The 21,424-nt window shown below is 47.7% G+C and carries 24 protein-coding genes and 1 pseudogene; 6 read left to right on the top strand and 19 right to left on the bottom strand.

Annotated features, from left to right (window positions below):
* Positions 1–5: 5 nt before the first annotated feature.
* Positions 6–623 (top strand): molybdopterin adenylyltransferase, encoded by a 618-nt coding sequence (gene mog, locus QUE62_RS02295; RefSeq protein ID WP_286224208.1) that lies wholly within the window; start codon positions 6–8, stop codon positions 621–623.
* Here mog and orn read toward each other — a convergent pair whose 3' ends face one another.
* Positions 624–1,208 carry an oligoribonuclease gene (orn, locus tag QUE62_RS02290; protein WP_458574828.1) on the bottom strand — a complete coding sequence of 195 codons (585 nt, stop codon included), beginning with the start codon at positions 1,206–1,208 and terminating at the stop codon, positions 624–626. It lies immediately after the preceding gene.
* Between the two features lie 15 nt (positions 1,209–1,223).
* On the opposite strand from orn, the gene QUE62_RS02285 reads away from it, so the two are divergent.
* Positions 1,224–2,474 (top strand): M48 family metallopeptidase, encoded by a 1,251-nt coding sequence (locus tag QUE62_RS02285; RefSeq protein WP_286262036.1) that lies wholly within the window; start codon positions 1,224–1,226, stop codon positions 2,472–2,474.
* A 13-nt stretch (positions 2,475–2,487) separates the two neighbouring features.
* Complete coding sequence (rsgA, locus tag QUE62_RS02280) at positions 2,488–3,483, top strand: ribosome small subunit-dependent GTPase A (protein ID WP_286262034.1); 996 nt, start codon at positions 2,488–2,490, stop codon at positions 3,481–3,483.
* On the opposite strand, the gene QUE62_RS02275 is transcribed toward rsgA, so the two are convergent.
* From QUE62_RS02275 to rpsP, 6 genes are all read right to left on the bottom strand, one after another.
* Positions 3,428–4,384 (bottom strand): CobD/CbiB family protein, encoded by a 957-nt coding sequence (locus tag QUE62_RS02275; RefSeq protein WP_286262032.1) that lies wholly within the window; start codon positions 4,382–4,384, stop codon positions 3,428–3,430. The two genes, rsgA and QUE62_RS02275, sit on opposite strands and share 56 nt — an antisense overlap.
* Positions 4,381–5,112, bottom strand: coding sequence for a CoA pyrophosphatase (locus QUE62_RS02270; protein WP_286262030.1), 732 nt, complete (start codon positions 5,110–5,112; stop codon positions 4,381–4,383). Before QUE62_RS02270 ends, QUE62_RS02275 begins: the two co-directional genes overlap by 4 nt.
* A gap of 71 nt (positions 5,113–5,183) precedes the next feature.
* Positions 5,184–5,582, bottom strand: a complete 399-nt coding sequence (gene rplS / locus QUE62_RS02265; RefSeq protein WP_286224199.1) for a 50S ribosomal protein L19 — start codon at positions 5,580–5,582, stop codon at positions 5,184–5,186.
* An 84-nt stretch (positions 5,583–5,666) separates the two neighbouring features.
* Entirely contained in the window at positions 5,667–6,419 is a 753-nt protein-coding gene (trmD, locus tag QUE62_RS02260; protein ID WP_286262538.1) for a tRNA (guanosine(37)-N1)-methyltransferase TrmD, read from the bottom strand.
* A gap of 17 nt (positions 6,420–6,436) precedes the next feature.
* On the bottom strand, positions 6,437–6,991 hold the full coding sequence (gene rimM, locus QUE62_RS02255; protein WP_286262028.1) for a ribosome maturation factor RimM: 555 nt from the start codon (positions 6,989–6,991) through the stop codon (positions 6,437–6,439).
* Between the two features lie 8 nt (positions 6,992–6,999).
* Entirely contained in the window at positions 7,000–7,245 is a 246-nt protein-coding gene (gene rpsP, locus QUE62_RS02250; protein WP_108507972.1) for a 30S ribosomal protein S16, read from the bottom strand.
* Between the two features lie 236 nt (positions 7,246–7,481).
* Here rpsP and QUE62_RS02245 point away from each other — a divergent pair, with 236 nt between their 5' ends.
* Both QUE62_RS02245 and QUE62_RS02240 read left to right on the top strand, forming a co-directional pair.
* On the top strand, positions 7,482–7,946 hold the full coding sequence (locus QUE62_RS02245; protein WP_286262026.1) for an META domain-containing protein: 465 nt from the start codon (positions 7,482–7,484) through the stop codon (positions 7,944–7,946).
* Positions 7,943–8,398, top strand: coding sequence for a hypothetical protein (locus tag QUE62_RS02240; RefSeq protein ID WP_286224197.1), 456 nt, complete (start codon positions 7,943–7,945; stop codon positions 8,396–8,398). The genes QUE62_RS02245 and QUE62_RS02240 overlap by 4 nt, the downstream gene beginning before the upstream one ends.
* A gap of 7 nt (positions 8,399–8,405) precedes the next feature.
* On the opposite strand, the gene QUE62_RS02235 is transcribed toward QUE62_RS02240, so the two are convergent.
* From QUE62_RS02235 to QUE62_RS02225, 3 genes are read right to left on the bottom strand one after another with little or no spacing between them, the layout of a single operon-like run.
* The gene (locus tag QUE62_RS02235; RefSeq protein ID WP_286224196.1) at positions 8,406–9,335 is read right to left on the bottom strand and encodes an electron transfer flavoprotein subunit alpha/FixB family protein; all 930 of its coding nucleotides are present in this window, start codon (positions 9,333–9,335) and stop codon (positions 8,406–8,408) included.
* The gene (locus tag QUE62_RS02230; protein WP_286262023.1) at positions 9,335–10,084 is read right to left on the bottom strand and encodes an electron transfer flavoprotein subunit beta/FixA family protein; all 750 of its coding nucleotides are present in this window, start codon (positions 10,082–10,084) and stop codon (positions 9,335–9,337) included. Before QUE62_RS02230 ends, QUE62_RS02235 begins: the two co-directional genes overlap by 1 nt.
* Before the next feature lie 50 nt (positions 10,085–10,134).
* Positions 10,135–11,055: a histone deacetylase family protein gene (locus tag QUE62_RS02225; RefSeq protein WP_286224194.1), complete on the bottom strand. Its 921-nt coding sequence runs from the start codon at positions 11,053–11,055 to the stop codon at positions 10,135–10,137.
* An 83-nt stretch (positions 11,056–11,138) separates the two neighbouring features.
* Here QUE62_RS02225 and QUE62_RS02220 point away from each other — a divergent pair, with 83 nt between their 5' ends.
* On the top strand, positions 11,139–12,419 hold the full coding sequence (locus QUE62_RS02220) for a lytic murein transglycosylase (protein WP_286262021.1): 1,281 nt from the start codon (positions 11,139–11,141) through the stop codon (positions 12,417–12,419).
* Here QUE62_RS02220 and cysM read toward each other — a convergent pair.
* The 9 genes and pseudogenes from cysM to cmk form a co-directional block, all read right to left on the bottom strand.
* Positions 12,416–13,342, bottom strand: a complete 927-nt coding sequence (gene cysM / locus QUE62_RS02215; protein WP_286224192.1) for a cysteine synthase CysM — start codon at positions 13,340–13,342, stop codon at positions 12,416–12,418. The genes QUE62_RS02220 and cysM overlap by 4 nt on opposite strands.
* Before the next feature lie 40 nt (positions 13,343–13,382).
* Positions 13,383–13,829: a ComEA family DNA-binding protein gene (locus tag QUE62_RS02210; RefSeq protein WP_286262018.1), complete on the bottom strand. Its 447-nt coding sequence runs from the start codon at positions 13,827–13,829 to the stop codon at positions 13,383–13,385.
* Positions 13,830–13,923: 94 nt separating this feature from the next.
* Complete coding sequence (gene rfaD / locus QUE62_RS02205; protein WP_286262016.1) at positions 13,924–14,943, bottom strand: ADP-glyceromanno-heptose 6-epimerase; 1,020 nt, start codon at positions 14,941–14,943, stop codon at positions 13,924–13,926.
* Positions 14,940–15,872, bottom strand: a complete 933-nt coding sequence (gene rfaE1, locus QUE62_RS02200) for a D-glycero-beta-D-manno-heptose-7-phosphate kinase (protein WP_286262014.1) — start codon at positions 15,870–15,872, stop codon at positions 14,940–14,942. Before rfaE1 ends, rfaD begins: the two co-directional genes overlap by 4 nt.
* A gap of 22 nt (positions 15,873–15,894) precedes the next feature.
* Positions 15,895–17,259: a UDP-glucose dehydrogenase family protein gene (locus tag QUE62_RS02195; RefSeq protein ID WP_286262012.1), complete on the bottom strand. Its 1,365-nt coding sequence runs from the start codon at positions 17,257–17,259 to the stop codon at positions 15,895–15,897.
* Positions 17,260–17,306: 47 nt separating this feature from the next.
* Positions 17,307–18,518, bottom strand: coding sequence for a lipopolysaccharide assembly protein LapB (gene lapB, locus QUE62_RS02190; RefSeq protein WP_286224187.1), 1,212 nt, complete (start codon positions 18,516–18,518; stop codon positions 17,307–17,309).
* Between the two features lie 76 nt (positions 18,519–18,594).
* A pseudogene (locus QUE62_RS02185) lies at positions 18,595–18,930 on the bottom strand (integration host factor subunit beta); the annotation flags it as partial.
* Positions 18,931–18,970: 40 nt separating this feature from the next.
* Complete coding sequence (gene rpsA / locus QUE62_RS02180) at positions 18,971–20,644, bottom strand: 30S ribosomal protein S1 (protein ID WP_108507959.1); 1,674 nt, start codon at positions 20,642–20,644, stop codon at positions 18,971–18,973.
* Between the two features lie 113 nt (positions 20,645–20,757).
* The gene (cmk, locus tag QUE62_RS02175) at positions 20,758–21,423 is read right to left on the bottom strand and encodes a (d)CMP kinase (protein ID WP_286262010.1); all 666 of its coding nucleotides are present in this window, start codon (positions 21,421–21,423) and stop codon (positions 20,758–20,760) included.
* Between the last annotated feature and the right edge of the window lies 1 nt (position 21,424).

Here is a 21,424-nt window from a genome sequence, read left to right as displayed (position 1 = left end):
GAACCATGAAGCAGCCAAGCCCCTTTGAACGCAGTTTTCCTAATGAAGCCAAAATTGGATTGGTCTCAATTTCAGATCGAGCCAGTCAGGGTATTTATGTCGACGAAGGCATTCCTAGCCTACGAAATTGGCTATCGCGCGTCATCACCACACCCCTTGTTTTCCATGAGCGCTTAATCCCCGATGAGATAGAACATATCTCCTCAACTTTAATTGAGCTCGCTGATGAAATGGGCTGCGATCTGGTCTTGACCACCGGCGGCACCGGCCCCGCACGTCGGGATGTCACCCCAGAGGCAACTCTAGAAGTGGGGACTCGCGAAATGCCGGGGTTTGGTGAACAAATGCGTCAAATTAGTTTGCATTTTGTACCCACCGCAATTTTGTCAAGGCAGGTGGCTGTTCTGCGAGAAATTGAAGGTCATAGCGCCCTGATTCTCAATCTTCCGGGCCAGCCTAAATCCATTCAAGAGACCTTGGAAGGCTTAAAGGACTCTGAGGGCAAAGTCTTAGTTCATGGGATTTTTGCAGCCATACCCTATTGCATTGAGCTCATGGGTGGGCCGATCATTGAAACCGATGAGGCCATTGTCAAAGCCTTTAGGCCCAAGAAAAAGAAGTAATTAATCGCTAGTTGGCGTGGGTAGCCGAAAGAAGTGCTCTCGGTAGTACTTTAGCTCCTCGATCGATTCCATAATATCGGCTAATGCCGTATGGGCCTGCTGCTTTTCAAAGCCCTTTACCAAATTGGGCTGCCAACGTTTTGACAATTCTTTAACGGTTGAAACATCAACATTTCGATAATGGAAATAGGCTTCAAGCTTAGGCATATACCGAGCCATAAAGCGTCGATCCTGGCAAATGGAGTTACCGCACATTGGCGCAGTATTCGCTTTTACATATTGCTTTAAAAAGGTGATGCACTGCTGCTCAACCTCCGACTCACTTAGCGAGGAAGCCTTCACTTTATCCACTAGACCCGACTTGCTGTGGGTTCCTTTGTTCCAAGCATCCATGCCATTTAGGACCTCGTCCGTTTGGTGAACAACCCATACCGGCGCTGTGGCTATTACGTTTAAGTGAGCATCGGTGATGATCATAGCGATTTCCAAGATTCGGTCGCTGTCGGGCTTTAGGCCGGACATTTCCATGTCGACCCAAATCAAAGGATCATTCCCGTTGGGGGTGTGCTTCATTTGTTCGCTCATCTCTATAATACTTTCATGACCTTTACATTGATCTTCATTGCCGCCCTACTGCTAAGCGTTGGTATGCGCCACTGGTTGGCCATGCGACAAATACGCCATGTCGCCCTCCACCGCGCTAGTGTACCGAATGAATTTGCTTCGCGAGTTTCTTTGGCTGATCATCAAAAAGCAGCTGATTACACGATTACTAAATTACGCTTAGGTCTTCTCGAAAATGCCTTTGGTGCATTTGTGTTGATCGGCTTTACTTTGCTGGGTGGCTTGGAGTGGCTTAATCAAACGCTCTTGAGCTTAGTGGGACCAGGCATTACCCAGCAAATCCTTCTTTTAGTTTCTCTGGCCTTCATTTCCGGTATATTAGATTTACCTTTTACCTGGAAAAAACAATTTGGGATTGAAGCAGCCTTTGGCTTTAATCGCATGACCCCGCGCCTCTTTTGGCTGGATACCTTCAAAGGAATTGCCTTGGCGGCTGCGCTTGGTTTACCGCTCTTATGGTTAGTTCTCGAGCTTATGGCCACTAGTGGCACTTATTGGTGGTTGTGGACATGGGTAGTTTGGACACTATTCAACGCCCTACTGCTATGGCTCTTTCCCACGGTAATCGCACCCTTATTTAACAAATTTAAGGCGCTCGAGGATGGCCCCCTAAAAACCCAAATCGAGCAACTCTTAAAACGCTGTGACTTTGCTAGTCAAGGTCTTTTTGTCATGGATGGGAGTAAACGAAGTGCCCATGGCAATGCTTATTTCACGGGTATCGGCAAAGCCAAGCGTATTGTCTTTTTTGACACCCTGATTGAAAAGTTAGAGCCCTTAGAGGTAGAAGCAGTTCTAGCGCATGAGCTGGGTCATTTCAAGCGTCAACATATCCGTAAGCGTTTACTGGTCTCATTTGCTCTCAGTTTTGTAATGCTAGCTATTTTGGGATGGATTAGTTCACAACCCTGGTTCTATTTCGGATTGGGGGTAACCCCCGATCTCAATGGTTACAACGGTGGTCTGGCTCTTGCCCTCTTTATGTTGGTAGCGCCTGTATTTGGATTCTTTTTTACGCCACTGGGAAGTCTTGCTTCGCGTAAACATGAATACGAAGCCGATCATTTTGCAGCCCAGAAGTCATCTGCAAGCGCCCTGATCTCTGCCTTGGTGAAGCTGTATCAAGACAATGCTTCCACCCTCACACCCGATCCAATCTATACGGCTTTCTATAGTTCTCACCCTCCCGCCCCATTGCGGATTGCGCATCTTCAGCGATTTGCATGAGTGATATTCGGTAATGGGCCCTTTTCGTGCCCTTCTAAGCGCTTCGTATGGCAGACATTACTTAGCGCAACGGATTGAGGCTGATGGATCCCATCACGGGCCATTCATTCATGTGAGTGCTCCTGGTAAACAACACCTTGGGGCAGTTGGCGATCGCTTGATTCTAGAGAGCACTTCGGCGGATCAGGCCCGTATTCTTGAGATTGAACCTCGCAAGAATTTACTCTATCGCTCAGATGCATTTAAGAGTAAAAGCATTGCTGCCAATGTTGATCAGATACTGATTGTTTTGGCAACCGCGCCCGCATTCTCGCCCGATCTTCTCGGACGCGCAGTGATTGCAGCTGAACTGAGTCAAATTGATCTTCATATCATTTTGAACAAATGCGACCTACACGATAAGCTTGAAGCGGCACGTGATCAGCTTGCCCCATACAAATCGATGGGTTACACAGTGCATGAAGTCTCTGCAAAATTGAATCCGCAATCGCTCGACGCACTTGCGCCACTCCTAAAGGGCAAAGTATCGGTTTTGGTCGGCCAATCCGGAATGGGTAAATCAACGCTTCTAAATGCCTGGATCCCCAATGCAGCAGCTGTCACTCAGGAATACTCGCAAAAACTGGATAGTGGCAAACACACCACTACAGCCTGCCGCTATTTTGATCTACCCGAATGGGGTCGCAATGCAAATGGTTTGGGAGCAATCATTGACTCACCAGGCTTTCAAGAATTTGGCCTTGCGCATGTATCAGAGAGTCAGTTACAACATGCGTTTCGGGAGTTCAAACCCTATTTGGGTCAGTGTCGCTTTCATAATTGCAAGCACGATAATGAACCTGATTGTGCAGTTCAAGCCGCCGTCTTGGCAGGAGTCATTGCGAGCGAGCGCTTAGCACTTTTTAAACAGCTGGTCTCAGACTCGAGAACAGCAGATATTCAGATCCAGGGGATTAGCCCAGCCAAAGAGCGATGGTCAACATTGCTAAAACCACCATACAAACGATAAGGGCCCGCCACACCAGACCGATTGCCGAGCGCATGGATCGCTCGCTAGGCTCATGACCGATTTCGTAAATCGGCGGCTCACCTGCTTCAGCTCTTGCCAATGCCTCATCGCTGGTTGGCTCCCGCAGAGGCTCTCCCAAGCGAACGCCTAGTGCTCCACTACCTGATGCTAAGAGAACAGCCGAGAGTGGATCTGCCCACTTACCGGTTAAGTTCCGCCAGGCATAAATCGCATCCTCAAAGTTGCCGACAATCGCAAAGCTGATTGCGCTGAGTCGGACAGGGACCCAATCCAATATGAAGAAGAAATGTTTAGCGGCCTCAGATAAATTAAGACCAAAGCTCTCCCAACGCTTACTCGCCTTATCTGCCAGTCGGTACAAAACGACTCCAGCTGGGCCAATGGGCATTAAGAACCAGAAAAATACCCCAAATACGTGGCGATGAGCCCCAATAATAGCTCGCTCGAGAGCAATCGCGATGATTTCGCTTTCAGATAGATGTGAGGTATCAAACTCATCACCCACCCACACTTGCAGTGCTTGCCGCGCAGCAGGTAGATCATGGTTTTGAATTGCCTCATGCACTTCGGTAAAGGAGTGGCTAAATTGCCTAAAACCGAAGAACAGATACACGATGATGATGTTCCACACAAATGCTAACAATGGGTTCACGATGTATGCAAATACATAGACTGCGAATACCAATACTGTTGGTAAGCCAAACCCAACTAAGCAGGCTAAGCGGGCGCCCACGGGTGTTGCACCCTGCTCGGATTTGCCACCAAACTCTTTAGCGACCCAATCGAGCCATGCGGCACTCATTCTCCGAATCCAATGCGATGCGGTAACGGGCCGGTATTGCTCGGCAATGAGAGCGAAAAGAATAGAGAAAAAGGTCATGCTTTTAATAAATGATATAGATTTCGTAACATTCCAGCAGTAGCGCCCCAAATAAATCGATCCGCATACGGAATGGCATAAAACCGTCGCGAGCCCTCATCACTATGCCACACCCGTACCTCGTGATTCGCTGGGTTCATCAGAAATGGTAGAGGAACCTCAAAAACATCCGCCACTTCAAATGGATCTGGTCGATATGCTCGAGGAGGCTCAACCAGAGCAACCACGGGGGTCACCCGATAACCAGAGACGGTCAAATACTCCGGCATGGTTCCAATCACATCAATATGATCGCTGGACAAGCCGATCTCTTCCTCACTTTCGCGCAATGCAGTGGAAATGATTGATTCATCGGCATGATCTTTTCGACCACCTGGAAAGCTAATTTGCCCGGCATGATCATGCAAATGATCGGTTCGCTGCGTTAAGAGAACATTTAAACCGTTTGGCTGCATCACAAGTGCTAACAAAATAGCGGCTTCTGTGATCAAGCCCTCTGCCTCGCGTTGCGCAATGATGTCACTGGCGATCACATGCCGATTTTCATCGGTAATTTCAGGAGTCCAGGCCGGTGGAGCAGCAAAATGCCTTCGTAGGGCCTTGGCATCAAACAGATGCTCAGCCACCTGCGCTTGATCCTCGCAGCGATGCGCAATTGGCACCCTTCGCGGATTAAAACTCGGTGGAGCAGCTAAGCTCTTTTTGATGGATGTGGATGAATGAACCATGCCATCATTTTAGGTGATTTAAATAAACAAAAAGGCGACCGAAGTCGCCTTGATTGCTGATATCAGATTAATTACTCAGCGCTTTGCTCAGCAACGACCTCTTTAGCACGGGCAGTGAGCTTCTCTTTGATACGCGCGGACTTACCGGAACGATCGCGCAAATAATACAACTTGGCACGACGCACATCACCGCGACGCTTCACCTCAATACTGGCAATCAATGGTGAGTAGGTTTGGAATGTACGCTCAACACCCTCACCCGATGAAATCTTACGAACAATGAAGCTGGAATTAAGACCGCGATTACGTTTGGCAATCACCACACCCTCAAATGCCTGAGCGCGTTTACGGTTACCCTCAACAACATTGACGCTGACAACAACGGTATCGCCAGGAGCAAAACTTGGAATCGTTTTGTTGGCAGTTAGGCGAGCAATTTCTTCTTGCTCAATCGTTTGAATCAAATTCATTTCAACTCCTTTGGCATCGTATTGACGTTAATCCCACACATAGGTGGACTCAATAGAGGATGCAGTTCAATTTTTGCCAAGCTTTTAGGATTTAAGCGTCTTTAAAAACGCTTCATCTTTCGGGCTTAGCAACCCATTTGCACGCGCTTTGATGATGAGATCTGGGCGGCGCTTGAACGTCAGCTCCAAAGACTTTTGCCGACGCCAATCCATTATTTTAGCGTGATGTCCGCCCAAAAGCACGTCTGGCACCGATTTATTTCCATAAACCTCTGGACGGGTGTAGTGGGGATGGTCCAAAAGGCCATTCATAAAGCTATCTTGTAGAGCAGAGTCTTCATCCCCTAAAGCCCCCGGAATTAAGCGGATTACGGCATCCATGAGGATCATAGCGGGCAACTCGCCCCCCGAAACCACAAAATCACCGATTGAGATCTCAAAATCCACTTTGTCATCAATAAAACGTTGATCAATAGCTTCATACCGACCACAAATTAGGGTTAATTGTCGATAATTGAGGATATCTGTCGCTAACTTTTGTGAAAATGGCTCTCCTTGGGGGCTCAATAAACAAACCGGCCCAGGATTAATTCCTCGACTGAGATGGGAGCGACCCACAGCCTCAAGACAAGAATCTAGGGGTCTCGCCATCATTACCATTCCCGGACCGCCCCCATAAGCCCGATCATCGACCGTTTTTCGAGAATCCTCAGAAAAATCTCTGATATTCCAGGTAGTTACGGAAGTTAGCCTTTGCTCACAGGCGCGGCCGGTCACCCCATATTGCGTGAGAGCAGCAAACATCTCTGGAAAGAGCGTCAACACATCAAAATCCATCTTGGTTGAATCCATGCTCATTCACTCCAGTTGGGCTGCCAATCCACTACAAGTTTGCCTAATGGAAGTTCTGCTGACCTCAGCTCAACTGATTTCACAATTGCAGGGACAAAAGGAATCAGCTCACTGCCAATCGTCATGACTGGATGAGCCCCAAACTCGGCCATATCCTCAATCATGCCCAGATGAACTCCTTGCTCGTTATAAACTTCGCAGCCAATCAAATCGACCCAGTAATAGGCATCTTGCTCAGGCACTGGAAATGCCTTTCTTGGTAGCAAAACCGTCTGACCCTTGAGGGCTAACGCAGCATCTCGATCACAAATACCATCCAAAAGCATCACCACAAAGCCAGAATGAATTTTTGCACTATGTACACGATAAACAACGGGGGATGCGGCTGAGTGAGGGCCCCTCAAATAAGCCTCCTTGCACGCCAAGAGGGAGATTGGGTCAGGGGAATAGGGACGGACTTTGATGTGGCCTTTTAGCCCCTGGGCATCGTATACGATACCCAAATCAATCAAATCAGAGGGGGGTTGATGACCGCTCACCACTCCCCCTTCAGTCATGGCCAAGATTAGGCCGCTGGGTGATCCTTGATCAAACGCTTTACGGTTGGCGAAATTTGCGCACCAACGCCAGACCAATAAGTTAAACGGTCTTGAGAAAGGCGCATTGCCTGCTCTTTTTCAGAAGCTTGGGGATTAAAGTAACCCAAACGCTCGATGAAGTTCGAGTCGCGACGATTGCGTTTGTCGGTAGCAACGATGCTAAAAAAAGGGCGCTTTTTAGAACCGCCGCGGGCAAGTCGAATGACGACCATAGGTATTTCCTTAAAATCAAATGATTACAAAATGGTTGACTGAATCGTCTTCGCTCAAAAGGGTTTTTGACCAACGAGTGCGACGATCGCAGAAAACCTCATATTCTAGACGAAATGCCCTAAAAACTCCATCACTTCACCAAAGATTATTGACTGTGACCAATAAATATACATATAAATCAGAGACTTATATAAAAAATCCCGGACTAGAGGTCTCACAGACTAAGAGAGGGCTAATGAGACTCATTAGTGCAACCCCAATTTTTTTGATTGCTTGCGCCAATATAGTGCCGCCGTGTCCCGGGAAAACGACCCCGCCCTACTCTGAACTGGTTGGCACTCAATGGGAACTAAATCGCTGGAATATGCCACCAAACAGTATGGGTGAGGTTCGCCTTCGCTCGATGCCCAGTGATGGTGGGCCAAAAATTAGTTTGCAATTTAGTCAGGGTCGCATGAGTGGTTATAGCGGCTGCAATCGCTTCACTGCACAAATTATCGAGGATCCTCGAGGTTTTGAGATCAACCAGATCGCCACTACTCGTATAGCCTGCGCTTCCAATCGAGAGGATATTGAACGCGATTTCTTATATTTGCTGCGGGATTACCGAAGCATTGCACGCGATGGTAATTATTTACTTATCATTGGACCCAATCGCGAAGTATTGGGCTTTAATTTAATTCAACGAACTAATCCATGAGCACCCCATTTCGGTCCAAATTAACATTCTCTGCACTGGGGCTATTTCTTCCTGGAACTGGATTGAATTGCTTTTATTTGCTCGGTATCAAAAGTTTTTGGGGATGGATCCAGCTTGCATCCCTAATCGCGGGCATTCTGGGTTTTATGCTCTTAAACACAAGTCCAGAATCTTCTGCGGCAGCCTGGGTGTTAATTATTCTTGGGTTTATTGCCTTGGAAGCAAGTTGGTTAAGTACGATTGTTTTTGGATTGCGTCCCGATGAGAAATGGGATGCGCAATTTAATGCTTCCTTTCAAGGCAAACAAAAAACGGAATCGGGTTGGCCTGTCGTAATTTGCGTAATCCTCTCGTTGGTGATTGGCGCAGGGGTCATGATGAGCTTTCTGGCTATTGGCTTTGAACAATTCTTCATCTACCAAATTGAAGAGGCCAAAAAGCTCAGTCAATAAGTTGAGCTTAGATCGAGGCAGTTAACTCGGGTACCAGAGTAAACAAATCACCTACGAGTCCGTAGTCGGCGACCCCAAAGATCGGTGCATCTGGATCTTTGTTAATCGCCACAATGACTTTAGAGTCTTTCATGCCAGCAAGATGCTGGATTGCCCCAGAGATCCCCACTGCAATATAAAGCTGAGGGGCTACAATTTTTCCAGTTTGACCTACTTGATAATCATTGGGCACATAACCAGCATCCACGGCAGCACGCGAAGCTCCCAAGGCAGCGCCAAGCTTATCGGCTAGGGGCTCAATCAACTCTTGGTATTTCTCGGCAGAGCCAAGCCCACGACCCCCAGAAACAATAATTTTTGCGGCAGCCAGCTCAGGGCGGTCTGATTTGGTTAACTCGCGACCTACAAATTGACTGGCAGTATATGGCTCTACTGGAGAGATTGATTCGATTGAGCATGATCCGCCAGTTCCCGCAGGATCAAAATTCGTGGTTCGTACGGTAATCACTTTTTTAGGGTCAATCGTTTGAACCGTTGCAATTGCATTACCCGCATAAATGGGACGCTCAAATTGATCGGCGGACACAACCTTAGTGATATCGGAGAGCTGGGCAACGTCCAACTTGGCCGCAACCCGGGGCATCACACTTTTACCGTGTGCCGTCGCAGGTGCTAAAAAATAGTCATAGTTTGGGGCTAGGGCAAGAATTTGCTCCGCAACTGCCTCCGGCAACTGATTCGCAAAATGCGGTGCATTGGCATAAAGAATCTTTCCAACCCCCTCAATCTTGCTGGCTTCCTGGACTATCGCATCCACGTCATGGCCCACTACCAAAATATCGACCGTATTGGCGCACTGCTTCGCAGCACTTACCGCATGATGCGTGGCCATTTTTAATGATTGCTGATCGTGCTCAGCGAGAACCAGTGCAGCCATTACAGTACCTTTGCTTCGTTTTTTAATTTATCAATCAAAGTTGCTACATCCGGCACTTTGATACCTGCTGAGCGCTTTGGTGGCTCCTCGACCCGAATGGTTTTCAACCGTGGGGTAATATCAATTCCTAGATCATCGGGTTTTACGATATCCAACTGCTTTTTCTTAGCTTTCATAATGTTGGGTAGAGTGACGTAACGCGGCTCATTTAAGCGTAGATCGGTCGTAATCACAGCAGGCAAAGAAACTGCGACGGTCTCAAGGCCGCCATCTACCTCACGTGTAACCGATGCCTGCCCATTACTAATTGTTACCTTAGAAGCAAATGTTGCCTGGGGCAGATTGAGCAAGGCGGCTAACATTTGGCCGGTTTGATTACTATCATCATCAATCGCCTGCTTACCCATAATGATGAGCTGAGGCTGCTCTTTGGAATAGATTGCCTGAAGTAATTTAGCAACTGCTAAAGGCTGTAATTCGATATCGGTCTCGCATAAGATGGCACGATCTGCACCGATCGCCAAGGCAGTTCTTAAGGTCTCTTGGCATGCTTGGGGGCCTGCTGAAAAAGCAATAATTTCTGTAACAAGGCCTGCCTCTTTGAGTCGAACCGCCTCCTCAACAGCAATTTCATCAAAGGGATTCATGCTCATTTTGACATTCGCAATGTCTACCCCCGATTGATCCGATTTGACCCGGACCTTCACGTTGTAATCGACCACTCGCTTGACTGCGACCAAAACCTTCATGAAAGAGGACCTTTTTACGTATCTAAACCTCCATTTTATCGTGATTCAGATTAAATCTCGGCCAAGGTTTTTAGATGGGCAGCAACGCTTCGGCCTAACGCCGACAGGTTATATCCGCCTTCAAGGCAACTCACAATCTTGCCATCGCAATAGCGATTGGCGACCTCCATTAATTGCTTGGTCATCCATACATAATCATCCTCAACCAAGCCCATTTGGCCTAAATCATCCTCACGATGAGCGTCAAAACCCGCCGAAATGATAATGAGCTGGGGTTTGAATTCATCAAGTCGTGGAATCCAGGTTTTACTAATCATGTCGCGGACGATCTTGCCATTAGTGGTTGCCGGCAGGGGCACATTGACCATATTTTCCCCGCCATCTAAACCACTGTAGGGGTAAAAGGGGTGTTGAAAAAAACTGCACATGAGTACATGTGGATCATTGATAAATGCAGCCTCTGTGCCATTACCGTGATGGACATCAAAATCAATCACGGCGACACGTTCTAGGTCATACTTTTCGATGGCATAACGCGCGGCAATTGCCACATTATTAAATACGCAAAACCCCATCGAGCGATGAGGCTCAGCATGATGTCCCGGAGGCCGAATCGCACAAAATGCATTATTGACCTCACCTTGCATCACGGCATCCACTGCTGCTATTGCTGCGCCGGCTGCACGCAAGGAGACTGTTAACGTTGCTGGGTTCATGATGGTATCGCCATCAATCATCGAGTAGCCACTACTCGGAGCCTTACTCTTCACAAACGCCAAATGATCTTCGCTATGCACTCGTGTGATATCAGCATCCGATGCAAGTGGGGGATCAATCCGCTTTAAATGCGTATCCAGACGACTCTGGATAAGCTGGTCCTCAATTGCGGCAATTCGCTCAGGACACTCTGGATGATGGCGACCCATCTCGTGTTTCATAAAATCAGGATGGCTGATGTAGGCTGTGCTCATATTTGTCTCTCATTGAATAACAACTAACTATACTTAATGTGAATTTATATTAAAAATACTTTTATTATTATCTTAGCGCGATCTTGAACTTTCTACCGTTTTTCTCCAGCCTGGTACTAGCGGTTCTGTTAGGCGCCTGTGCATCGCCCACTCCACCAAGCACAGCATCCAATCCTCAATCCAAAAAACCCGAAGTAGAGGTTCATGCTGATAAGGCTACTGTATCTAGTGCTAAACGAAATCCATCTTCACTCAAGGAGCTTCTTGATCAGATCTCACGGCAGCAAAACATTCCTTTGGCATTTCTGGATAGTGGCTTTAAAGATGTTCAACATCTATCCCAAGTCAAAAAATTAGTTGCTCCCCCGCCTGTTAGCTTTCAAAAAAACTGGCGGGTATATCGTTCGCGCTTTGTGGAACCAGTCCGTATTCGAGCTGGCCTTGCCTTTATCGAGCAAAATCGTGCTGCCCTAGAAGCTGCCGAATCGGAATCTGGCGTTCCCCATCAAGTGATTGCGGCGATTATTGGGGTTGAGACGATTTATGGTCGTCAAATGGGAAACTTCCGGGTCAAGGATGTACTGAGCACCCTTGCTTTTGACTATCCAGGGGCGCCCAATCAAGCAGCGCGTGAGCTTCTTTTTCAGAATCAACTGAAAGACCTCATTATTTTGTGCTGGCAAGAGGCCAAAAATCGGCAAGATGCGTTTAATCGTTGCCTCAATCAAAGCAGCTCCTATGCAGGTGCCGTTGGACTTCCCCAGTTTATGCCTGGGAGTATTTTGCAATTTGCCACCGATGGGGATGGGGATGGCGTAATTGATCTTCGCAATAGTCGACGTGATGCAATCTTTAGCGTCGCCAACTTTCTCAAAGTTCATGGCTGGCAACCTGGAATGCCCATCTACTTTCCTGTCATTCAAAATGAGCAAACTCGGGCAAAAATTATTGAGCTAGCCGATGGCCAGCCGATTGCCAAAATTACAGTTGCAGAGTTAATTCAGCTCGGTATTTTGGAGCCCAGCAACGGCGACCTGCTGCAAGGCGGGGTTGAACCGGGTAGCAAAGCTTTGATTGTTGATTTGCCATCTCCTGGAGTCAATCAAGAGCCCGAGATTCTGTATGTTGTTGGACTCCAAAACTTCCTCAGTATCGTGAACTACAACCGTAGTTACTTTTATGCTCAAAGTGTTGCTGAATTTGCGCAGGCGCTAGGGTATCAAAACAAAAGTGTGTTTACACGTGACCAAATCGAGAAACCGGGGCCTACGCCCGCTAGTAAAAATCGATCCACGACAACTAAAACGGCAAAAAAAGATAGTAAATTGAAAAAATCGAGCAAGCCACCAAAACCTAGTAACTAGGCTGGAAATACACCTGTCGATAAATAGCGATCGCCCCGATCGCACACAATGAATACAATCGTGGCGTTCTCAACCGTTTGAGCAACGCGAAGTGCAATCACTAAAGCGCCTGCAGCAGACACGCCACAAAAGATACCTTCTTCCTTAGCCATACGACGGGCCATTTCCTCCGCTTCCGCCTGACTAACATACTCAATTCGATCAACACGTTCAGCTTGGTAGATTTTGGGCAAGTAGGCAGGTGCCCATTTCCGAATTCCAGGAATCTGCGAGCCCTCTTCAGGCTGCCCACCAATAATTTGGATCTCTGGATTCATGGACTTTAGATATGTTGATACGCCAGTAATCGTTCCCGTAGTCCCCATCGCAGAAACAAAATGGGTAATCTGACCATGCGTATCACGCCAAATCTCAGGCCCAGTGGTCTCGATGTGAGCCCGCGGATTATCTGGGTTTGCAAATTGATCTAACAGTTTGCCGCGACCCTCTTTTTGCAATTGCTCTGCGTAATCACGAGCCAACTCCATCCCGCCCGAACTAGAGGTCAAAATAAGTTCCGCACCATACGCCGCCATGCTCTGTCGACGCTCAAGGCTTTGGTTTTCGGGCATGACCAAAATAATTTTGTAGCCCAACATAGCCCCAACCATCGCAATTGCAATACCAGTGTTGCCACTGGTAGCCTCAATTAGAGTATCGCCAGGTTTAATCTCACCACGCAACTCAGCGTGCTTAATCATGGAGAGCGCGGGTCGGTCTTTGACCGACCCGGCTGGATTATTACCTTCCAACTTACCTAAAATCACATTACCGCGGCGCTCATTCTCCACACCAGGAATACGCTGTAAGCGAACCAAGGGGGTATTACCAATGGTTTGAGAAATCGTTGGATAGAGTGCCGCAGATGGATTGAATTGGGTCATAGAGTTATTTTAGCGATAACTTCACCCAAAACTGCTGATTTCAGTAGCGGTGACGCGAACCTGTCGACCGCTCACCCTCCGCCGTAGACGCTTTAGTTTGATACTTGGAGTTCTTTTTTGTGGAACGCGCCTCTGAGCGTGGGCCACTTTTTGTCTCACGGTATCCACTTTGACCCTCGATTTTCAAACCATTCTCCATTAATTTACTCACCGAACGCTCGCCAATACCGCGAACCCGTGATTGCAGATCATAGGAGTCATAAAACGCACCGCCCTTTTCTCGCTCAGCAATAATTGCCTTCGCTTTTGATGGCCCAAGCCCACGAATACCCTCTAACTCGGTCTGACTGGCCGTATTGACATTGACTGGAGCAGCATTTGCAAGAGTTATGCCAAGAGGAAGTGTCAGTGCTAATGCCATCATGCCAATCATCGATCCTTTAGATACAGCGTTAGCAGATGTGTGAAACAGAGTCGATAAACCCATAATTTCTCCTTTGAGGTTGATGAATAAACCATGACGAATATGTCATGGCCTTCTTCAACGCCCAATGGTTGATTGGGTTGACGAAAAAAATAGTCTAGAGGGGATTGGCTAAAAAATCAGAATTTGCTGATAACCAGGCAATGTATTGACTGACACCATGCTCAACATCCAAGAAGCTATCGGTATAGCCTGCCGCCCTTAATTGAGTTAAATCGGCTTGTGTGAAGCACTGATATTTGCCCCGCAAGTCATCAGGAAATGGAATGTATTGAATGAAACCTTGTTGTACTAAATCTGCCAATGCTAACGCTGGTTGATTGGCCAGTTTACGCATGGTATTTACAGTTGCTAGTGCGACATCATTAAAAGGTTGAGCGCGCCCTGTGCCAAGGTTAAAAATGCCACTCTTTTCTGGATGATCCAAGAAAAATAGGTTCACTTTTACAACATCTTCAACCGATACAAAATCCCGTGATTGCTGACCGGGTGCATAGCCGCCATATTCACCAAATAATTTGACCGTTTGATTTTTTTTGAACTGATGGTAATGATGGAATGCGACTGAGGCCATCCTCCCTTTATGGGACTCACGTGGACCATATACATTGAAATACCGAAAGCCAACCACCTGAGCGGTCGGAGCATTCTCAGCCATGCGTGCACGCATATATTGGTCAAACAGAAACTTTGAGTAGCCATAAATGTTCAAAGGCTTCTCATGCTGACGATCCTCTACAAACGTATCAGATCCCCCATAGGTTGCAGCCGATGATGCATAAAGAAATGGCACCTTTTGGTCGGTGCAAATCTCATAGAGATTGATAGAGTATTGATAGTTATTGTTCATCATGAAAACCCCATCGGTCTCCATCGTGTCTGAACAGGCACCCTCATGAAATACTGCCTTTACCTTACCAAACCAGCCCTCATGAAAGCCTTCTAAAAAATCATTCTTATCGATGTAATCGGCAATATCCAAATCGGCTAGATTGCGATATTTATCTGCAGGTCGCAAATCATCGACTGCAATAATATTTTTTTCACCACGGGCATTTAAGGCACGAACAATATTCGCCCCCACAAATCCGGCGGCACCAGTCACGATATAGGTCACTGTAGCTCCTCTGCACAAACGGTTGCTGTTCCCAGTTTACCGACTACGATTCCTCCAGCGCGATTGGCTAGGGCCATCGCACGCTCCAGCGGCCATTTGGCTGCCAAGGCTACAGCTAAAGTAGCAATGACGGTATCGCCAGCGCCTGATACATCAAATACCTCGCGGGCCTGCGCACGTACATGACTTGCGCCCGCTGATGTAAATAATGTCATGCCTTCCTCAGAGCGAGTTAATAGCAAAGCCTCAACCTGAAGCTGCTCTCGCAAGGCTTGCGCTTTTTGGGTGAGCTCCGCTTCGCTCGACCATGCGCCAACCACTTGCCGCAATTCGCTTCGATTGGGCGTCAATACAGTAGCCCCCTGGTACTTCGCATATGCATCACCCTTTGGGTCGACCAGAACGATCTTATTTTTGGCTTTTGCTAGAGCAATCATGCTTGCTACTTGCTCAAGTGCACCCTTGCCATAGTCGGACAAGATAACAACATCGGCTTCGGGCAATAATGCCTCGAACTGCTTGAGCTTTTGAGCGAGCGAGCCTGGACTCGGAGTTTCCTCAAAGTCCAAACGAATCAGTTGCTGCTGCCGAGCAATCACTCTTAACTTAACCGTGGTGGGTACTTTTGGATCAGCTTGTAAGTAGCTTTGTACACCACTATCTTGCAATAAGGCTTCTACACGTTTGCCAGCCTCATCCACTCCAATCACCCCTAGAAGGCTGGTTTGCGCTCCTAAAGCCGAGGCGTTGCGGGCTACGTTAGCTGCACCCCCTAAACGCTCATCAATCTTACCAACCTGCACCACAGGAACTGGGGCCTCAGGCGAGATACGACTAGTGTCACCAAACCAATAGCGATCGAGCATGACATCACCCACCACCAAAAGGCGTGCTTTGCTAAATTGTGTACGGTCAGCTTTCTCAGTCATCGCTCTAAATTTAATTCAAATGTTAATTATGCCGACCAATTCCGTAATACTCAAAACCGAGGTCGGTCATGGACTGAGGTTCATACAAATTACGCCCATCAAAAATGATCGGGTTCTTCATCGCCTGTTTTAGATGATCAAAATCAGGGCTACGGAACGCCTTCCACTCGGTCACAATGATTAATGCACTGGCCCCTACTAAGGCATCCTCAGGAGTTTTTACTAGGGAAATTTTTTGAAGCTGATCTGGTTTTCCTTGAAAATCGATCTCAAAGGCGTGTTGTGCCTCAGGCATTGCAACTGGATCATGAGCCATCACCTCTGCACCACGCTTGACTAACTCAGAAATAATATAGCGACTAGGAGCCTCACGCATATCATCCGTGTTGGGTTTGAATGCCAAACCCCATACTGCAAATCGATGCTTAGAGAGGTCATCACCAAAACGTTTGGTGATCTTCTTGATCAAGATTGTTTTTTGGCTCTGATTGACTGCCTCGACGGCCTCTAAGATTTTTAGGTCACGCCCATGCTGTAAAGCTGTTTTGGTCAAGGCTGATACATCCTTTGGAAAGCAAGAGCCACCATAGCCTGTTCCTGCGTATAAAAATCCATAACCAATCCGTGAGTCGGAACCAATCCCCTGGCGAACGGCCTCAATATCAGCGCCAACCGCATCGGCTAAATTGGCAAGCTCATTCATAAACGAGATGCGCGTTGCTAGCATTGCATTGGCAGCATATTTTGTAAGCTCGGCACTCTTTACATCCATGTAATAGGTGCGCTCATGATGACGATTAAATGGTGCATAGAGTTTGCGCATCAGTTCTTTGGCACGCAGTCCTGCGGCATCCTGATTGGTGCCAATCACAATGCGATCGGGGCGCATAAAATCCTCAACCGCAGCACCCTCCTTCAAAAACTCAGGATTGGAGACCACTGAGCACCATGTGAGATCCAAATTGCGCTTTTTTAATTCCTCGGTGATGGCTTCAGTCACTTTATCTGCAGTACCAACTGGCACCGTTGACTTATCAACGATGACCTTGGGACCGTTCATATGTTTGCCAATATTGCGTGCTGCCGCAATCACATACTGCAAATCGGCCGAGCCATCTTCATCTGGCGGGGTACCCACGGCAATAAACTGAATTTCACCATGCTGAACAGCCGCTGCCACATCGGTCGAAAATTGAATGCGTCCAGCCGCGCGATTACGGGCGATCATCTCTTGCAACCCCGGTTCGTAAATTGGAACTCCGCCCGAGTTTAAGATATCGATCTTTTTCTGATCGAGATCTAAACAGAAAACCGTATTACCGAGTTCGGCTAAACATGCCCCGGTAACTAATCCCACATATCCACTTCCAACAATAGTGACTTTCAATCTTTATTCCTCATTCAAAGTACTTACTAGATCATTTGAGTGATTGATTACATCGACGGGCCGCTCGGAACAGCGCCCTCAGTCCGTCGGGGTGAGTATGCCTCCCAATGATTACAACCAGGGCACTGCCAATAAAAACGCCTTGCCCGAAATCCGCAATTGCCACAGGTATAACGCGCTAAAGCAGTTGTCCGCTGCTTGAGTAACCCAAGGGTAGACTTAAGATCGGCTACCCGTGTCTCGGGACCCGTCACTTCTGCCAAGGCTAAACGCGTCTCCGCCAGTTTTGATAAAGCACTGAGTGTCGGAGAATGCTGCATGACATCAACTAACATGGCTTCGGCCGCCTGAGCCCCCCGAATTTGCATCATATGCTTATGCACGATGTCCAAGAGCTCCCCAATGGCTTGGGTTTTGAGAAGAACGAGTAATTGATCTAAACCAAGATCGACTTGGTTGACAGCATGATGTGCAGCCATCCACCGATCGGCTACTAAATGCATATAAGCGGGATTCTCTTTCGCCACAATTGCCCAGACATCAATCGCCTGTTGGGGGCGCTCATTGGCCAAGTAGTAATCACCCTGCAAGATTAAGGCTCTGGCATGGTTTGGAATTGCCGATAGGGCGTGATGGATGGCCCCATCTGCCTCAGGAAAATCAGCGCGTCTTAGCGCTTCTTGGGCAATCTCGCAATAAAACTGCGCAATCTCTAATTGATGGCTTTTATCCTGCAAGCCCTGAAGTTCATTAGCAGCAATAATGGCTTTTTTCCAGTCCTTCTCAATTTGATACATCTCGAGAAGACTTTCTTTGGCGGGTACGGCATATTTGCCAGCACCGACTTGATTGAGAGATGCCTCAGCTCGGTCTAATAGACCGGCACGCAAGAAATCGCGGCCTAACTCATATGCGGCATGATCTCGATCGCGCGGTTTCAAGTCTTCACGGTTGGCCAGATGCTGATGAACGCGAATCGCGCGCTCGGTCTCACCGCGACGGCGAAACAAATTACCCAATGAAAAATGCAGATCAACCGTTTCTGGATCCAATTGAGCAACCTTGACCAAGGTTTCAATCGCCTGATCTGGCTGCTCATTGAGTAATAAGTTTAAGCCCTTGAAAGTTGAGCGTTGCTGTTTAAGTCGTTCACGCTCTTCCTGCCTTGCCTCTAAGCGTAAATCCCAGCGAGAAGCTAGCCAACCCAAACCAAAAAATATGGGGATTAGGAGTAACCAACCAGTTTCAATTTGAATCATTTCAGTGGCAAATGAATAGACGTACTATTTTTAGATCCCTAAGAGATCTGCCACCACAGGATTAGGCACCCGAGCTACCCGAGTCAGAAGTAATTTTTTGATCAAGTGGCTTGTAATCAACGCGTTCACGGAGCTCTTTACCCGGCTTGAAATGCGGAACGCGCTTTTCTGGGATAAGAACCTTCTCACCAGATTTGGGATTGCGTCCAGTCCGAGCGGGACGATGATGCAAAACAAAGCTGCCCACACCACGTAACTCAATACGCTTGCCTTCAGCTAAGGCTTGGGTCATGGTGTCTAGCAAGGTTTTTACTGCTAGCTCAACATCCCGAGGCAGGAGTTGCGGGAACTGCTCCGCAAGACTCTCAACCAGCTCAGAACGGGTTATCGCTTGGTGCTCTTGATCTGACATAGTCTAATTAGCCCGCCACCCAAAGGGTGGCGGAATCACCTTAGCTTTGATTATCCATTTTCGCCTTCAACAGGGCGCCAAGATTGGTTGTGCCAGAGCCAGCATCACCCTGTAACTTATTCATGGCATCTTGTTGATCAGCGCTATCTTTTGCCTTGATCGATAAATTAATCGAACGTGATTTACGATCAATATTAATGATCATGGCAGTGACAGAATCACCCTCTTTCAGAGCATTGCGCGCATCTTCAACGCGATCGGTTGAGATTTCTGAGGCGCGCAGATAACCTTCGACCTCATCAGCGAGGGCAATCACAGCACCTTTAGCATCAACACTCTTCACGGTACCGGTGACCATGCTACCTTTATCACTGGTCGATGTGAAGTTGTTAAAGGGGTCGCCTGACATTTGCTTGATGCCAAGAGAGATACGCTCCTTCTCAACATCAATTGCCAAAACAACAGCTTCCAATTCATCGCCTTTCTTGAAGGCCTTAACAGCCTCTTCGCCAGGCTCATTCCAAGATAGGTCAGACAGATGAACTAAGCCATCAATTCCGCCAGGCAAGCCAATGAAGACACCAAAGTCCGTGATGGACTTAATTGCGCCTTTGATCTTGTCACCCTTTTGATGGCTACGTGAGAACTCTTCCCATGGGTTTGCTTTGCATTGCTTAATACCCAAGCTAATACGACGCTTATCTTCATCAATGTCCAGAACCATCACTTCTACTTCGGTTCCCAAAGCAACTGCTTTACTTGGAGCCACATTCTTATTGGTCCAATCCATTTCAGATACGTGAACCAAGCCCTCAATGCCGCTCTCGATTTCAACGAATGCACCATAATCGGTCAGATTGGTGACCTTACCAAATAGGCGTGTATTGGGTGGGTAACGACGAGCAATACCAACCCAAGGATCATCGCCCAACTGCTTAATGCCTAATGAAACGCGGTTTTTCTCTTGATCAAACTTCAGAATCTTAGCGGTTACCTCTTGGCCCACAGTCAGCATTTCGCTGGGGTGACGCACACGACGCCAAGCCAAGTCAGTAATGTGGAGAAGACCATCAATACCGCCAAGATCAACGAATGCACCGTAATCGGTAATGTTCTTAATGGTGCCCTGAACAACGCTACCCTCTTGGAGGTTAGACATCATCTTCGCGCGCTCTTCACCTTGGCTGGCCTCAACCACGGCACGACGCGAAAGAACAACGTTATTACGCTTACGATCTAGCTTAATGACCTTAAACTCCATGGTCTTGCCTTCATAAGGGCTGGTATCTTTAATTGGACGGGTATCGACGAGCGATCCAGGTAAAAAGGCACGAATGCCATTTACCATGACGGTCAAGCCGCCCTTCACCTTACCAGTCACTGTACCGGTAACGATCTCAGCCCCTTCAAGAGCTTTCTCGAGGTTCATCCAAGACGCAAGGCGTTTTGCTTTATCGCGTGACAAAATCGTATCGCCATAGCCATTTTCTAAGGCGTCAATTGCGACAGATACGAAATCACCAGGGTTGACTTCGAGCTCGCCCTGGTCATTTTGGAATTCTTCAACAGGTATGAATGCTTCGGACTTTAGGCCGGCATTCACAACCACAAAATTATGATCAATACGAACGACTTCGGCCGAAATAACCTGGCCGGTTTTCATATTGGAACGGGTTAGGGATTCTTCAAATAGTGCTGCAAAAGATTCAGACATGAGGTTCACTTTGTGCCGCCAATTACTGACGGGTTAGGTTAATAAAACTCAAGCTAGCGGTTTTTACCGTAGGTGCTAACTTAAGCGCCAAACTTCAACTTCTACTTTCACTTCTAATTTCTATTTACTTCTTGGTACCAAGACAGTACCCGCTCAACTGCCTGATCAATCGATAAGTTCGAGGTATCGAGCAAATGCGCCCCTTCAACTTGTTTTAGAGGCGCGGTTGCTCGTTGAATGTCTCGAGCGTCTCGTTCCTGCAAATCTTGCAAAAGGACATCCATTCTAGCAGAAATTCCCTTAGCGATCAATTGCTTATATCGACGCTCCGCCCGAGCCTGCACACTGGCCGTTAAAAATACCTTCAAAACAGCGTCTGTAAAGATCCGGCTAGCCATATCCCGACCATCCGCCACCAAGCCTGGAGCCCTCCGAAACCCCCTTTGGAGAGCCAAAAGGGCATCTCTCACCTCTGAATAAACCGCAATTTGGGACGCCAAAACCCCAATTGATTCGTCTCGAATCGCCTCTGTGACATCCTCACCATCCAAGAAAATGAGTCCATTTTTAAACTCAATCTGTATAGTGAGGGCAAGCCCACCCAAGGCGCGGCAATCGGAAGGTGAAATACCCTTTTGCTGGCTAGCAAGCGCTACTAGACGATACAGGGCGCCGCTATCTAAATAATGGAACCCAAGACGGTTGGCAACTTGCATGGCCACGGTACCTTTACCTGAGGCAGTAGGTCCATCAATTGCGATAACCGGGGGAAGACTCAAC

This window comes from Polynucleobacter sp. HIN9 (genome assembly GCF_030297635.1).
GTDB lineage: Bacteria > Pseudomonadota > Gammaproteobacteria > Burkholderiales > Burkholderiaceae > Polynucleobacter.
This window is presented reverse-complemented; position numbering and strand designations above follow the sequence as displayed.